General features: G+C 60.2%; 14 protein-coding genes. 13 read left to right on the top strand and 1 reads right to left on the bottom strand.

Features of this window, described 5'->3' with window-relative positions; all coding sequences use genetic code 11:
- The first annotated feature begins 337 nt into the window (after nucleotides 1-337).
- From L370_RS06085 to L370_RS06115, 8 genes are all read left to right on the top strand, one after another.
- Nucleotides 338-1171, top strand: coding sequence for a posphoenolpyruvate synthetase regulatory kinase/phosphorylase PpsR (locus L370_RS06085; protein WP_023311315.1), 834 nt, complete (start codon nucleotides 338-340; stop codon nucleotides 1169-1171).
- 152 nt (nucleotides 1172-1323) lie between these two features.
- Entirely contained in the window at nucleotides 1324-2370 is a 1047-nt protein-coding gene (aroH, locus tag L370_RS06090; RefSeq protein WP_023311314.1) for a 3-deoxy-7-phosphoheptulonate synthase AroH, read from the top strand.
- A gap of 209 nt (nucleotides 2371-2579) precedes the next feature.
- Nucleotides 2580-2762, top strand: a complete 183-nt coding sequence (hemP, locus tag L370_RS0122075) for a hemin uptake protein HemP (RefSeq protein ID WP_032666597.1) — start codon at nucleotides 2580-2582, stop codon at nucleotides 2760-2762.
- Between the two features lie 77 nt (nucleotides 2763-2839).
- Nucleotides 2840-4822, top strand: a complete 1983-nt coding sequence (locus L370_RS06095; RefSeq protein ID WP_023335390.1) for a TonB-dependent hemoglobin/transferrin/lactoferrin family receptor — start codon at nucleotides 2840-2842, stop codon at nucleotides 4820-4822.
- A 35-nt stretch (nucleotides 4823-4857) separates the two neighbouring features.
- Nucleotides 4858-5886 (top strand): hematinate-forming heme oxygenase ChuS, encoded by a 1029-nt coding sequence (gene chuS / locus L370_RS06100; protein WP_023335389.1) that lies wholly within the window; start codon nucleotides 4858-4860, stop codon nucleotides 5884-5886.
- The gene (locus L370_RS06105) at nucleotides 5883-6704 is read left to right on the top strand and encodes a heme/hemin ABC transporter substrate-binding protein (protein WP_023335388.1); all 822 of its coding nucleotides are present in this window, start codon (nucleotides 5883-5885) and stop codon (nucleotides 6702-6704) included. Before chuS ends, L370_RS06105 begins: the two co-directional genes overlap by 4 nt.
- On the top strand, nucleotides 6704-7696 hold the full coding sequence (locus L370_RS06110) for a FecCD family ABC transporter permease (RefSeq protein WP_023335387.1): 993 nt from the start codon (nucleotides 6704-6706) through the stop codon (nucleotides 7694-7696). The genes L370_RS06105 and L370_RS06110 overlap by 1 nt, the downstream gene beginning before the upstream one ends.
- Nucleotides 7689-8468, top strand: coding sequence for a heme ABC transporter ATP-binding protein (locus tag L370_RS06115; RefSeq protein WP_023335386.1), 780 nt, complete (start codon nucleotides 7689-7691; stop codon nucleotides 8466-8468). The genes L370_RS06110 and L370_RS06115 overlap by 8 nt, the downstream gene beginning before the upstream one ends.
- On the opposite strand, the gene L370_RS06120 is transcribed toward L370_RS06115, so the two are convergent.
- The gene (locus L370_RS06120; RefSeq protein WP_023335385.1) at nucleotides 8435-9358 is read right to left on the bottom strand and encodes a LysR family transcriptional regulator; all 924 of its coding nucleotides are present in this window, start codon (nucleotides 9356-9358) and stop codon (nucleotides 8435-8437) included. The genes L370_RS06115 and L370_RS06120 overlap by 34 nt on opposite strands.
- A 140-nt stretch (nucleotides 9359-9498) precedes the next feature.
- On the opposite strand from L370_RS06120, the gene L370_RS06125 reads away from it, so the two are divergent.
- From L370_RS06125 to L370_RS06145, 5 genes are read left to right on the top strand one after another with little or no spacing between them, the layout of a single operon-like run.
- Nucleotides 9499-10206 carry a CoA transferase subunit A gene (locus tag L370_RS06125; protein WP_023335384.1) on the top strand — a complete coding sequence of 236 codons (708 nt, stop codon included), beginning with the start codon at nucleotides 9499-9501 and terminating at the stop codon, nucleotides 10204-10206.
- Between the two features lie 2 nt (nucleotides 10207-10208).
- Nucleotides 10209-10865, top strand: coding sequence for a CoA transferase subunit B (locus L370_RS06130; protein WP_023335383.1), 657 nt, complete (start codon nucleotides 10209-10211; stop codon nucleotides 10863-10865).
- Nucleotides 10866-10874: 9 nt separating this feature from the next.
- Nucleotides 10875-12056: an acetyl-CoA C-acetyltransferase gene (locus L370_RS06135; RefSeq protein WP_023335382.1), complete on the top strand. Its 1182-nt coding sequence runs from the start codon at nucleotides 10875-10877 to the stop codon at nucleotides 12054-12056.
- A 44-nt stretch (nucleotides 12057-12100) separates the two neighbouring features.
- A complete protein-coding gene (locus L370_RS06140; protein ID WP_023335381.1) occupies nucleotides 12101-13492 on the top strand; it encodes a GntP family permease in 1392 nt (463 codons plus the stop codon).
- Between the two features lie 10 nt (nucleotides 13493-13502).
- A complete protein-coding gene (locus tag L370_RS06145) occupies nucleotides 13503-14273 on the top strand; it encodes a 3-hydroxybutyrate dehydrogenase (RefSeq protein ID WP_023335380.1) in 771 nt (256 codons plus the stop codon).
- The last annotated feature ends 13 nt before the right edge of the window (nucleotides 14274-14286 follow it).

The following is a 14286-nucleotide window of genomic DNA, read 5'->3' as shown; positions in this document are numbered from 1 at the left end:
TCGGATACTTTCCCACCAGGCATTAACCCGATGATTCCTCTATATTCAGCCAGAAACCCCAAAAATAAAGTCGCTATTTGAAAAATGAAATCCACTTTTCAGGAAAATCAAAAACAGCGTTTCATTTTTACCCTAAATAATTCGAGTTGCAGGAAGGCGGCGACGCAGAGAGTCCCAGGAGCGTACATTTAGTACGTGACTGGGCGAGCGAGGAAAGCCAACGCGCCTGCAGCTTGAATTATGACGGGTAAATAATTAGGACAAGTTCTTTGCTGTCTAATTTACTTTTTTAATTTATGCTTTCAGACAATTAGGTCTGATATTCAGGGTGAGTAAAATGGATAGTGCTGTCGATCGCCACGTTTTTTATATTTCTGATGGTACGGCGATCACCGCCGAGGTGCTGGGCCACGCGGTGATGTCGCAGTTTCCCGTTTCGATTAACAGCATCACGCTGCCGTTTGTTGAAAACGAGAGCCGCGCCAAAGCGGTAAAGGACCAGATTGACGCCATCTACCAGCAGACCGGCGTCCGCCCGCTGGTGTTCTACTCTATCGTGATCCCCGAGATTCGCTCCATCATTCTGCAAAGTGAAGGCTTCTGTCAGGATATCGTGCAGGCGCTGGTGGCGCCGCTCCAGAGCGAGTTGAAGCTCGACCCGACGCCTATCGCCCACCGCACCCACGGGTTGAACCCCGGCAACCTGACCAAGTACGACGCGCGTATCGCCGCCATTGACTACACCCTCGCCCACGACGACGGGATCTCGCTGCGTAATCTTGACCAGGCGCAGGTGATCCTGCTCGGCGTGTCGCGCTGCGGCAAAACCCCGACCAGCCTCTATCTGGCGATGCAGTTTGGTATTCGCGCTGCAAACTACCCGTTTATTGCCGACGATATGGACAACCTGGTGCTGCCCGCCGCCCTTAAGCCGCTGCAGCACAAGCTGTTCGGCCTGACCATTAACCCGGAGCGCCTCGCCGCCATCCGCGAAGAGCGCCGCGAGAACAGCCGCTACGCCTCCATGCGCCAGTGCCGGATGGAAGTTTCCGAGGTTGAAGCGCTGTACCGCAAAAACCAGATCCCGTGGCTGAACAGCACCAACTATTCGGTTGAAGAAATTGCCACCAAAATTCTCGACATCATGGGGCTTAATCGTCGCATGTACTAATATGCTAGTACATTAGCTCAGATTCAGGTATCATCATCGGCAACCACGGGGCGGTGTCGCCCCGAACTTGAAATCAGCAGGGATTGGTTTAAGGTGATGCCCATCACTTCCCGGTAGTCTGCCGATGAAGCAAAAATTTTCTGAGACATTCCATGAATAAAACCGATGAACTCCGCACTGCGCGCATTGACAGCCTGGTCACGCCGGCTGAACTGGCACAGCGGCACCCTGTTTCCGCCGCCGTCGCGGAACACGTGACGGCTTCCCGCCGCCGCATTGAAAAAATCCTGAATGGTGAAGACAAACGTCTTCTGGTGGTGATTGGGCCTTGCTCCATCCACGATCTGGATGCCGCGATGGATTATGCAAAACGGCTTCAGGGCCTGCGGGATAAGTACCAGCATCGCCTTGAGATCGTCATGCGTACCTACTTTGAAAAACCGCGTACCGTGGTGGGCTGGAAGGGACTGATTTCCGACCCTGACCTCAACGGCAGCTATCGCGTCAACCACGGTATCGAGCTGGCGCGAAAGCTGCTTTTACAGGTCAACGAGCTGGGCGTTCCGACGGCGACCGAGTTTCTCGATATGGTGACCGGGCAGTTTATCGCCGACCTGATCAGCTGGGGCGCGATTGGCGCGCGCACTACCGAAAGCCAGATCCACCGTGAGATGGCCTCCGCCCTCTCGTGTCCGGTCGGCTTTAAAAACGGGACCGACGGCAACACCCGTATCGCGGTTGATGCCATCCGCGCTGCCCGTGCCAGCCACATGTTCCTGTCGCCGGATAAGAGCGGTCATATGACCATCTACCAGACCAGCGGTAACCCGTACGGGCATATCATTATGCGCGGCGGGAAGAAACCCAATTACCATGCACAAGATATTGCGGCGGCCTGTGAAACGCTGGCCGAGTTCGACCTGCCGGAACATCTGGTGGTGGATTTCAGCCACGGCAACTGCCAGAAGCAGCATCGCCGCCAGCTGGACGTCTGCGATGAGATCTGTCAGCAGATCCGCAGCGGTTCAACTGCCGTTGCAGGCATTATGGCCGAGAGCTTCATCAAGGAAGGCACGCAGAAAATCGTTGCCGGACAGCAGATGGTTTACGGTCAGTCGATCACCGACCCGTGCCTGAGCTGGGAAGACAGCGAACTGCTGCTGGAAAAGCTGGCTTCAGCCGTGGACACGCGCTTTTAAAATCCTGCCGGGTGGCGCTGCGCTTACCCGGCCTACGGTACGTGCCCTTCTCCCTCTCCCTGTGGGAAAGGGTCGGGGTGAGGGCATCAGACCGCACCTCACCCCCAAATTTGATCCCCTCACCCTTTTTTCACAAAAACGCTTGCCGTGAATTTGCAGTTTATTGATAATGATTATCATTGTTACATTGATTGCTATTTATAACCATTATGCCACGAACGGATAACAGTGCGGCAACGCCAGCAAAAACACGCACAGCGCCAGCCCCCGCCGAGCGTCGGATTGACAGCAAAACCCTCCTCGGCGATGAGGGACGGGTCATTATCGAGCATGACGGTCAGCGCTATCTTCTGCGCCAGACCCATGCCGGAAAACTGATCCTCACAAAATAAACAACACCTAAAAATACGCCAGCCACCCAGGTGACCCCCAGGCAGCCAGCGCTTTTCACTTCTTATGGAGAGTTGCTATGCCAAACCTGCCTTCCGCATCTTTATGTCCGTCACTTCTGGCGCTGGCGATTGCCAGTGCCCTGCCGGGCATCGCGTTCGCCGCCACAGACGACATTACCGTCACCGCCACGGGCAACGCCCGTAGCACCTTTGAAGCGCCCATGATGGTAAGCGTCATTGACGTCACCGCCCCGGAAAACCAGACCGCCAGCTCTGCGGCCGACCTGCTGCGTAACGTCCCCGGTCTGACGCTGGACGGCACCGGGCGCACCAACGGGCAGGACGTCAACCTGCGCGGCTATGACCGTCGCGGCGTGCTGGTGCTGGTTGACGGCGTGCGCCAGGGAACCGATACCGGCCACCTGAACAGCACCTTCCTCGATCCCGCCCTAATCAAACGCATCGAGGTGGTTCGCGGCCCGTCGGCCCTGCTGTACGGCAGCGGCGCGCTGGGCGGCGTGATTTCCTATGACACCGCCGATGCGAAAGATCTGCTCGAACCCGGTAAAAACAGCGGCTACCGCGTGTTTGGAACAGGCGCGACGGGCGATCGTAGCCTCGGGATGGGGGCCAGCGCCTACGGTCGCACCGATACGCTGGACGGTCTGGTCTCCTGGTCCAGCCGGGATCGCGGTGATATCCGCCAGAGCGACGGTGCAACCGCGCCTAACGACGAATCCATCAACAATATGCTGGCGAAAGGCAGCTGGAAACTCGACCCGGCCCAGACCCTGAGCGGCTCCCTGCGCTACTACAACAACGCCGCTCAGGAGCCGAAAAACCCGCAAACCACCGGAGCCGACAGCAGTAATCCGATGACCGACCGCTCCACCATTCAGCGCGATGCGCAGGTTGGCTACCACATTGCACCGGAAGGATACGACTGGCTGAACGCTGACGCGAAGGTCTACTGGTCCGAAGCGCGCATTAATGCCCAGAACATCGACGGCAGCGGTGAGTTTCGCAAGCAGACGACCAAAGGCGGCAAGGTGGAAAACCGCACCCGCCTGTTCACCGACACCTTTGCAGCACACCTTCTGACCTACGGCGGGGAATACTATCGTCAGGAACAGCATCCGGGCGGGGCAACCACCGGCTTCCCTGACGCGAAAATCGACTTCAGCTCCGGCTGGCTTCAGGATGAGATCACCCTGCGCGATCTGCCTGTTACCCTACTGGGCGGCACGCGCTATGACAGCTACCGCGGCAGCAGCGACGGCTACAACGATGTGGATGCCGATAAGTGGTCATCCCGCGCCGGGTTAACCGTCAGCCCAACCGACTGGCTGATGCTGTTTGGCTCTTACGCGCAGGCCTTCCGCGCGCCGACCATGGGCGAGATGTATAACGACGCCAAACACTTCTCCATTGGCCGCTTCTATACCAACTACTGGGTGCCAAACCCGAACCTGCGCCCGGAAACCAACGAAACGCAGGAGTTTGGTTTTGGCCTGCGCTTTGACGATCTGATGCTTGCCAACGATGCGCTGGAGTTTAAAGCCAGCTATTTCGACACCAAAGCCAAAGACTATATCTCCACCACCGTCGATTTTGCGGCGGCGACCACCATGTCCTATAACGTCCCGAACGCCAAAATCTGGGGCTGGGACATGATGGCGAAATACTCGGCCGACCTCTTCAACCTCGACCTGGCCTATAACCGCACGCGCGGGAAAGACACCGATACGGGCGAGTATATCTCCAGCATCAACCCGGATACCGTCACCAGCAAGCTGGACGTTCCGGTGGCGCAAAGCGGTTTTTCCGTCGGCTGGATTGGCACCTTTGTCGATCGCTCAACGCACATCAGCAGCAGCTACAGCAAGCAGCCGGGCTATGCGGTCAACGATTTCTACGTGAGCTACAAAGGCCAGGAGCGGCTCAAAGGCGTGACCACCACGCTGGTGCTGGGCAACGCCTTTGACAAAGCGTACTGGTCACCTCAGGGCATTCCGCAGGACGGTCGTAACGGCAAGATTTTCGTAAGCTATCAGTGGTAATTCCCTTCGGGGCAACTATTCAGAAGGAAGAAAAAATGAATCACTACACGCGCTGGCTTGAGCTAAAGGAAGCCAATCCGGGTAAGTACGCGCGCGACGTCGCGGGGTTAATGAACATCAGTGAAGCAGAGCTGACCTTTGCCCGCGTAGGTCACGACGCCTGGCGACTGCGCGGTGAAATCCGCGAGATCCTGGGCGCACTGGAGGCGGTGGGCGAAACCAAATGTATCTGCCGCAACGATTACGCCGTCCACGAACAGGTAGGGAGCTTCACCAACCAGCACCTGAACGGCCACGCCGGGCTGGTGCTGAACCCGCGCGCGCTGGATCTGCGCCTGTTCCTCAACCAGTGGGCGAGCGCGTTTCACATCAGTGAAGCCACCGCCCGCGGCGAGCGGCAGAGCATTCAGTTCTTCGACCACCAGGGCGATGCCCTGCTGAAAGTCTACGCCACGGATAATACCGACGTTTCCGCCTGGGGCGACGTGCTGACCCGCTTTATCTTTGCCGAGAATCCTCCGCTGGCGTTGAAGATGGCCGATGCCCCGGCTCACGCAGAAAACGCAAATGCTGCCCTCGTGGATAACGAGTGGCGCGCCATGACCGACGTTCATCAGTTCTTCAGCCTGCTCAAGCGCCATAACCTCAGCCGCCAGCAGGCGTTTCGTCTGGTGGGTGACGATCTGGCCTGCCGGGTAGAAAACACCGCGCTGGCGCACCTCCTGGAAACGGCGCGCCGGGACGGCAACGAAATCATGGTCTTCGTCGGCAACCGCGGCTGCGTGCAGATCTTCACCGGCGCGGTGGAAAAGCTGGTGCCGATGAAAGGCTGGCTGAACGTCTTTAACCCAACCTTTACCCTGCATCTGCTTGAAGGATCCATTGCGGAAACGTGGGTCACGCGCAAGCCGACGGCTGACGGTCATGTTACCAGCCTGGAGCTGTTTGCTGCCGACGGAACGCAAATCGCCCAGCTGTACGGCCAGCGTACGGAAGGCGAGCCGGAGCAGAGCCAGTGGCGCAGCCAGATTGACGCCTTAACGGCGAAAGGGCTGGCAGCATGAAACGGTGGCTTGCCCTGCTCAGCGCCCTGCCCCTGCTGGCGTTTGCTGCGCCGCAGGAGAAAATCGTTACCCTCGGCGGCGACGTCACCGAAATTGTCTACGCCCTCGGCGCGGCGTCTTCGCTGGTGGCCCGCGACAGCACCAGCCAGTGGCCGCCGGCGGCGAATGCGCTGCCTGACGTGGGCTATCTGCGTCAGCTCAATGCGGAGGGGATCTTATCCATGCGCCCCACGCTGGTGCTGGCCAGCGCCCAGGCGCAGCCGTCTCTGGCGCTAAAGCAGGTAGAGCAAAGCCACGTCAGGGTGATCGCTGTTCCTGCCGGTAACGATCTAAACGTCATTGACGAAAAAGTGCGGATCGTCGCTGAAGCGACGCACCGCGAGGCCGAGGGGGAGATCCTGCGCAGCACGCTGCGTCAGGCGCTGTCGGCGCTGCCCGCGTCAGCGCTCAATAAGCGGGTGCTGTTTATTCTCAACCACGGCGGGATGACCGCCATGGCCGCCGGGCAGCAGACCGCCGCGGACGCTGCCATTCGTGCGGCGGGGCTGCAGAACGCGATGCAGGGGTTCACCCGCTATCAGCCGCTGTCGCAGGAGGGCACGATCGCCAGCCGACCCGATCTGGTGGTGATTTCTCAGGACGGTCTCAACGCGCTGGGCGGTGAAGCGAATCTGTGGACGCTGCCCGGCCTGGCGCAAACCCCGGCGGGACGGAATAAGCAGGTGCTGGCGATTGACGATATGGCGCTGCTGGGCTTCAGCGTGCGAACGCCGGAAGCCATCCAGCAGCTGCGTGCCAAAGCGGAGCAACTGCCCTGATGTCCCGGCGGATCGCCTTATCGTTATGGATGCTGACCGCGATCCTGACCATCATGACGCTCGCAGCGACCGGGGTTGGGGCATTACACCTGTCGGTGAGCCTGCTATGGAACGGCGCCGACGAGGCGCTGCGTCAGATCTGGCTGACGATCCGCCTGCCTCGCGTGCTGCTGGCGCTGGCAATTGGCGGTTCACTGGCGCTGGCGGGCTGCGTGATGCAGGGACTGTTCCGCAACCCGCTGGCGGACCCGGGTTTGCTGGGGATCAGCAGCGGCGCGGCACTTGCCGTTGCGCTGTGGGTGGTGCTTCCGCTCTCGCTGCCTGCACTGGTGATGCTGTACGCCCCGATGCTGGCGGCGTTTCTCGGCGCGCTGGCCGCCACCCTGGTGATTTTCCTGCTCAGCCGGCAGCGTGACGCTTCCCTGTCGCGCCTGCTGCTGGTGGGAATTGCCATCAACGCCCTGTGCGGCGCGGCCGTCGGCGTGCTGTCATGGCTCAGCAATGATGCCCAGCTTCGTCAGCTTTCGCTCTGGGGAATGGGCAGCCTCGGCCAGGCGCAGTGGTCAACGCTGCTGGCCGTCACCTCGCTAATGGTCCCCACCGCGCTGGTTATCTGGCGTCTGGCAGGCGCCCTCAACTTGTTGCAGTTGGGCGACGAAGAGGCACATTACCTCGGCGTGGAGGTTGCCGCCGTGCAGCGGATCCTGCTGCTGTGCAGTGCCCTGCTGGTGGCTGCCGCCGTTGCGGTCAGCGGCGTGATCGGCTTTGTCGGCCTGGTAGTACCGCACCTGGTGCGCATGTGGCTGGGAGCCGACCACCGGGCCGTGCTCCCTGGCTCGGTGCTGGTCGGTGCGTTGCTCCTGCTGGTTGCCGATACGCTGGCGCGCAGCCTGGTCGCCCCGGCGGAAATGCCGGTCGGCTTATTGACCAGCCTTCTCGGCGCGCCGTGGTTTCTGTGGCTGATCTTTCGTCGCGGAGGTGCGCATGGCTGAACGCTATTGTGCAGAAAACATTGTTTTTCGCGCCGGGCATCGCACGCTGATTAACGACGTGTCGCTGACCTTATCTCGGGGCGAGCTGGTGGCGTTGATTGGCCCTAACGGTGCCGGGAAATCAACGCTGTTGCGGCTGCTTACCGGCTATCTTAAACCCACGGGCGGATGGTGCAGCCTGGCGGGCACACCGCTTGCGGCCTGGCAGCCGGACAGACTCTCCCGCTACCGGGCGGTGATGCGCCAGAACACGCAGCTCGGATTTGACTGGCCGGTTGAGGCGGTAGTCGGTATGGGGCGCGCGCCCTGGACCCGCACGCCTGAAGCGTCAGTTATTGAGGAGGTCATGGCCGTCACCGGCTGTTTACCGCTGGCGGGCAGGCAGTTTGCCGCACTCTCCGGCGGCGAGCAGCAGCGCATCCAGCTCGCCCGCGCGCTGGCTCAGCTCTGGTGCGACGGTGCGCCGCGCGGCTGGCTGTTCCTCGATGAACCTACCTCCGCGCTGGATCTCTATCACCAGCAGCATCTGCTGCGCCTGCTGAAATCCCTGACCCGTCGAGGACATCTGCATGTTTGCGTGGTACTGCACGATCTCAATCTGGCGGCGCTGTGGGCGGACCGCATCCTGCTGCTGCATGGCGGCAGAATCGTGTCCCAGGGAGCACCGGAAACCGTTTTGCAGGCCGATGCGCTGGCGCGCTGGTACGGCGCGCAGGTCATCGTCGGCAGGCATCCAGCTCACGCCGCGCCGCAGGTATTTCTCGCCCCGTGATCGGGCTGGTAAAAATCTTTCAGTGTTTCCAGCAGGACATGCGCCGCTTTAGAGAGCTGCGTGTGCCCTGGATGGATCACCCCGATGCACTTTTCAATGGGCGGGTTGTCCAGCGGAATACAGACCGCGCCCAGCGACGCCATCTGCGTCTCGCACAGCGCCGGTACGGCACTGCCGCCCAGGCCACTCGCGACCATTCGCCCGACCGTCACCAGTTGATGACTCTCCAGCGCGACGTCCAGCTTTCTGCCGCTTCGCGCCAGCTCTTCTTCCATCATCAGACGCACCGCAGAGGGACGCTGGAGGGTGATGAAATCCAGCGTCAGCAGCTCTTCCCATGTCAGGCGCTTTTTGCCTGCCAGCGAGGACGCTTTCGGCACAATGGCAACAAACCTGTCGAGGCCCAGCGGGGTAAACAGCAGGTTGTGCGTGGGCGCGGGCTCAAAGGCGATGCCCATCTCAACCCGCCCTTCCCGCACCATCTCGATCACCTGCTCGTTAATGACATCGTGCACGGTGACGTTGACCCCGGCGTGACGATCGCGAAATGCTTTTAGCACTTCGGGCAGGACATTCGCGGCAAACGACGGCATGGCCGCGACCGAGATTTTACCGCGCTGCAGGGTAAAACACTGATGCATCGCCTCTTCGACGTTATCCCAGTCGGCAAGCAGCTGACGCGCCATGGGCAAAAACGTCTCTCCCTCCTGCGTCAGCGCGACCTTGCGCGTGCTCCGCTGCAGCAGCGGTCCGCCGAGCGTGTCCTCCAGCGCTTTAATCGTCAGGCTCAGGGCTGGCTGGGAAAGATTCAAGCGTTCGCTGGCGTGCGCGAAATTCAGAGTGTGAGCTACCGCTAAAAACGCGCGTAACTGTTTGACACTCATTCTCATTTTTCATCCTGTTAACTAATTGAAAAAATTTAGTTAACAGTAAATTAATAAAAAAACCAAATGAGTGGGTCACAAATTCAAAATTAACAAATGAGTCGCCGCCCCTAATGATACCGGCACGGTTAACGGGAGGGATAACTATGGCGGGACTGGATAAGCGCGTCGGCAGCTATGCGCAGGCGCTGGATGGGCTGACGGACGGGATGACCTTGCTGGCGGGCGGCTTCGGCCTGTGCGGTATTCCGGAGAACCTGATAGCCGAGGTCAGACGCCGTCAGGTGAAAGATCTGACGGTGGTATCAAACAACTGCGGCGTGGACGGTTTCGGTCTCGGGGTCCTGCTCGAAACGCGGCAGGTTCGCAAAGTGGTGGCCTCTTACGTCGGCGAGAACGCGCTGTTCGAGCGGCAGGTGCTGAGCGGCGAACTGGAGATTGAACTCACTCCTCAGGGCACGCTGGCGGAAAAGGTGCGCGCGGGCGGCGCGGGCATTCCGGCATTTTACACGGCCACCGGCTATGGCACGCCCGTGGCTACCGGTAAAGACGTACGCCAGTTTGCGGGGAAGCACTACATCCTTGAAGAGGCCATTACCGGTGATTTCGCGCTCATCAAAGGCTGGAAAGCGGACTGGTACGGCAACGTTATCTATCGGCACACCGCGCAAAATTTTAATCCGCTGATGGCAACGGCGGGACGGATAACGGTTGTGGAAGTGGAAGAGATTGTTCCCCCGGGAGAACTGCCTCCGTCGGCCATTCATACCCCGGGAATTTACGTCGACAGGCTGATTGTCGGCCAGTTTGAAAAACGCATTGAACAGCGCACGCTGCGCGCGGAAGGAGTGTGACGATGTTAACCCGTGAACAGATGGCCATGCGCGTCGCGCGCGAGCTGCGCGACGGGTATTACGTCAACCTGGGGATTGGTATCCCCACCCTGGTGGCGAACTACATTCCGGCGGGAATGGACGTGATGCTTCAGTCGGAAAACGGGCTGCTGGGGATGGGCGCGTTTCCTGACGAGCAGAGCCTTGACGCTGACATGATCAACGCCGGTAAACAGACCGTGACCGCAAGGACAGGCGCGGCCATTTTCGACTCGGCCCAGTCGTTTGCCATGATCCGCGGCGGTCATGTCGACCTGACCGTGCTGGGCGCGTTTGAAGTGGACGTCGAGGGCAATATCGCCTCGTGGATGATCCCCGGAAAGATGGTGAAGGGTATGGGCGGCGCGATGGATCTTGTCGCCGGGGCGCAGAACATCATTGTGGTGATGACCCACGCGTCAAAAAGCGGTGAGTCAAAGCTGCTGCCGCGCTGCACGCTGCCGCTCACGGGCGTGGGCTGTATCCGCCGGGTCTTAACCGACCTCGCGTTGCTGGAGATCGAGGATGGCGCATTCATCCTGCGGGAATACGCCCCAGGCGTCAGTATCGATGAAATTGCGGCTAAGACAGCCGGGCAAATGACCGTGGCGGACGACGTTCGCGAGATGCGCTTCAACTGAGGACTCACGATGAAAGAGGTCATGATTGTCGGGGCTACGCGAACCCCCATTGGCAGTTTTCGCGGATCGCTATCGTCCCTTTCAGCGGTTGAGCTGGGAGCCGTAGCGGTGCGGCACCTGCTGGAGAACAGCGGTCCTGGTGCAGTACAGGTAGATGAACTGATTTTCGGACAGGTGCTGACGGCGGGATGCGGACAAAACCCTGCGCGCCAGACGGCCATCGCCGCCGGATTGCCCGTCAGCACACCGGCAACCACGGTCAACCTGGTGTGCGGCGCGGGCTTAAAAGCGGTCCAGCTCGCCGCGCAGGCGATCCGCTGCGGCGATGCGGATGTGGTTATCGCTGGCGGTCAGGAGAGCATGAGCAGCGCCCCCTATCTGCTGGACGGCGCACGTTCAGGGCTGCGTTTTGGCCATACGGGCCTGCAGGACAGCATGATTACCGACGGTCTGTGGGACGCGTTCAACGATTACCACATGGGGATCACCGCTGAAAACGTCGCCCGTGAGAATGACATTTCCCGCGAGCAGCAGGACGCCTTCACCGCCCGGTCGCAGCACAAAGCGGCCTTTGCCATCGAAGCGGGTCGGTTTGACGCCGAGATAGCGCCGGTGACGGTGAAACAGGGTAAAAAAGCGCCGCTTATCGTCAGCCGTGACGAACAGCCCCGGCCAGGCACCACCGTTGAGCAGCTGGCACAGCTGCGCCCCGCCTTTTTGCAGGAGGAAGGCACGGTCACGGCCGGAAATGCGTCAACGCTCAACGACGGTGCCGCTGCGGTGCTGCTGATGAGCGGCGAAAAAGCGCGGGAGAGCGGTTTGCCGATCCTCGGTCGCATCGTGAGTTACGCCGTGACGGGCGTCGATCCGTCGGTGATGGGTATTGGTCCGGTCAGCGCCTGTCTGACGGCGCTGGCGCGGGCGGGCTGGACGCTGGATGACGTGGATCTCATTGAAGCCAATGAAGCCTTTGCCGCACAGGCGCTGGCGGTGGGCAAGCAGCTCGGCTGGGATGAGCGGAAAGTCAACGTTAACGGTGGCGCTATCGCCCTGGGCCACCCGATTGGCGCCTCCGGCTGCCGCATCCTCGTGACGCTGCTGTACGAAATGCAGCGCCGTGACGTCAAAAAAGGGCTCGTCACCCTGTGCGTAGGCGGCGGGCAAGGCATTGCTCTGACCGTCGAGCGTTAAGCATCTCGTTGGTACCCGAATAATAATTAAAGTGAGGAGTCGTAATGAGTGTGTTAATTGCCCTGGCGGCGCTGGCACTGCTGATGCTGGCGGCCTATCGCGGATATAGCGTTATTTTGTTTGCGCCGATTGCGGCACTCGGCGCCGTGCTGCTGACCGATCCGGGTGCCGTAGGCCCGACGTTTACCGGCCTGTTTATGGAAAAGATGGTGGGCTTCGTCAAGCTCTACTTCCCGGTGTTCCTGCTGGGGGCCGTTTTTGGCAAGCTGATTGAGCTTTCCGGTTTCTCACGCTCCATCGTCGCCGCCGCGATTCAGATCCTCGGTCGTCGCCACGCCATTCCGGTGATCGTCCTGGTGTGTGCGTTGTTAACCTATGGCGGCGTTTCGCTGTTCGTGGTGGCGTTTGCGGTTTACCCTTTCGCAGCGGAATTGTTCCGCCAGAGCGGCATCCCTAAGCGGCTGATCCCGGCCACCGTGGCGCTGGGGGCATTCTCGTTTACCATGGACGCCCTGCCCGGCACGCCGCAGATCCAGAATATCATCCCCACCAGCTTCTTTGGCACGAACGCCTGGGCCGCACCGTGGCTGGGGCTTATTGGCTCTCTGTTTATTATCGTCTTTGGCCTGCTCTGGCTGGAGCGCCAGCGTCGTAAGGCATTCAATAACAATGAAGGTTACGGCACGGATCTGAAAAATGAACCCGAGACGCCGGATAACATTAACCTTCCGCATCCGCTGATTGCCCTCTCCCCGCTGCTGGTGGTGGGCATACTGAACCTGCTGTTTACCCGCTGGATCCCCGGCTGGTACGGCACGACCCACGAGCTTACGCTGCCAGGTCTGGCGAAACCGATTGTGACCGAGGTGGGCAAGATCACCGCCATCTGGGCCGTGGAAGCGGCGCTGATCTCCGGTATCGTGCTGGTGCTGATTTTTGGCTTTCGCAATATCCGGGGGCGTCTGGCTGAAGGTAGCCGGACCGCGGTAAGCGGTGCCATTCTGGCGGCGATGAATACCGCCTCGGAATACGGTTTCGGCGCGGTTATCGCCGCCCTGCCCGGGTTCCTGGTGTTATCCAAAGCGCTGGCGGCCATCCCGAATCCGCTGCTGAATGAGGCCATCAGCGTGACCGTCCTCGCGGGGATCACCGGCTCGGCGTCCGGCGGGATGAGTATTGCGCTCGCCGCCATGGCCGACACGTTTGTCGCCGCCGCCCACGCCGCCAATATCCCGCTTGAGGTGTTGCACCGCGTGGCTTCAATGGCGAGCGGGGGGATGGATACCCTTCCCCATAACGGCGCGGTGATTACCCTGCTGGCTATCACCGGTCTGAGCCATCGTCAGGCCTACGGCGGCATTTTCGCTATCACGATCATTAAAAGTCTGGCAGTGCTTTTTGTCATTGCCGTGTTCTATCTGACCGGCATTGTGTAAGGAGAGAAAGATGAACCTGAACGGTAAGACCGCCCTGGTGACAGGCTCGACCAGCGGCATTGGCCTGGGGATCGCCCGCGTACTGGCGAAGGCCGGAGCACAGTTGATTCTCAACGGTTTCGGCGACAGCGAATCAGCAAGAGAAGAGATTGCGCAACAGGGCAAAAAGCCGGGCTATCACGATGCGGACCTGCGTGACGTGCTGCAAATAGAAGCCATGATGCGCTACGCCGAATCGCAGTTTGGCGGCGTGGACATTCTTGTCAACAACGCCGGGATACAGCATGTCGCCCCGGTTGACGCGTTTCCGGTGGAGAAATGGAACGACATTATCGCCATTAATCTCTCCTCGGTATTTCACACCAGCCGGCTGGCGCTGCCCGCCATGCGCGAGAAAAACTGGGGGCGCATCATTAATATCGCCTCCGTTCACGGGCTGGTCGCGTCAAAAGAGAAGTCAGCCTACGTGGCCGCCAAGCATGGCGTAGTGGGCTTTACGAAATCGCTGGCGCTGGAAACCGCCCGCACCGGTGTTACCGCCAATACCATCTGCCCAGGCTGGGTACTGACGCCGCTGGTGCAACAGCAAATTGATAAGCGTATCGCTGAGGGCGTGCCGCCGGAGCAGGCTCGCGATCGGCTTCTGGCAGAGAAACAGCCTTCGGGCGAGTTTGTCACCCCGGAGCAACTGGGTGAACTGGCGCTGTTTTTGTGCAGCGACAGCGCCGTGAACGTTCGCGGCGCCGCGTGGAATATGGATGGCGGATGGGTTGCGCAGTGATTTCCAGGCCGGG

The organism is Enterobacter sp. MGH 24, from assembly GCF_000493015.1.
In the GTDB taxonomy this organism is placed as follows: Bacteria; Pseudomonadota; Gammaproteobacteria; order Enterobacterales; family Enterobacteriaceae; genus Enterobacter.
Note: the sequence above shows the minus strand (reverse complement) of the source record. Positions and strands in the feature narration are given on the sequence as shown.

Bases quoted from the DNA above. Each gene is read 5' to 3' on its own strand.
- L370_RS06125 (WP_023335384.1), top strand. From the start codon at position 9,499: ATGGCGGGACTGGATAAGCGCGTCGGCAGCTATGCGCAGGCGCTGGAT.
- L370_RS06130 (WP_023335383.1), top strand. From the start codon at position 10,209: ATGTTAACCCGTGAACAGATGGCCATGCGCGTCGCGCGCGAGCTGCGC.
- aroH (WP_023311314.1), top strand. From the start codon at position 1,324: ATGAATAAAACCGATGAACTCCGCACTGCGCGCATTGACAGCCTGGTC.
- hemP (WP_032666597.1), top strand. From the start codon at position 2,580: ATGCCACGAACGGATAACAGTGCGGCAACGCCAGCAAAAACACGCACA.
- L370_RS06110 (WP_023335387.1), top strand. From the start codon at position 6,704: ATGTCCCGGCGGATCGCCTTATCGTTATGGATGCTGACCGCGATCCTG.
- L370_RS06145 (WP_023335380.1), top strand. From the start codon at position 13,503: ATGAACCTGAACGGTAAGACCGCCCTGGTGACAGGCTCGACCAGCGGC.
- L370_RS06095 (WP_023335390.1), top strand. From the start codon at position 2,840: ATGCCAAACCTGCCTTCCGCATCTTTATGTCCGTCACTTCTGGCGCTG.
- L370_RS06105 (WP_023335388.1), top strand. From the start codon at position 5,883: ATGAAACGGTGGCTTGCCCTGCTCAGCGCCCTGCCCCTGCTGGCGTTT.
- L370_RS06120 (WP_023335385.1), bottom strand. From the start codon at position 9,358: ATGAGAATGAGTGTCAAACAGTTACGCGCGTTTTTAGCGGTAGCTCAC.
- L370_RS06135 (WP_023335382.1), top strand. From the start codon at position 10,875: ATGAAAGAGGTCATGATTGTCGGGGCTACGCGAACCCCCATTGGCAGT.
- L370_RS06115 (WP_023335386.1), top strand. From the start codon at position 7,689: ATGGCTGAACGCTATTGTGCAGAAAACATTGTTTTTCGCGCCGGGCAT.
- L370_RS06140 (WP_023335381.1), top strand. From the start codon at position 12,101: ATGAGTGTGTTAATTGCCCTGGCGGCGCTGGCACTGCTGATGCTGGCG.
- L370_RS06085 (WP_023311315.1), top strand. From the start codon at position 338: ATGGATAGTGCTGTCGATCGCCACGTTTTTTATATTTCTGATGGTACG.
- chuS (WP_023335389.1), top strand. From the start codon at position 4,858: ATGAATCACTACACGCGCTGGCTTGAGCTAAAGGAAGCCAATCCGGGT.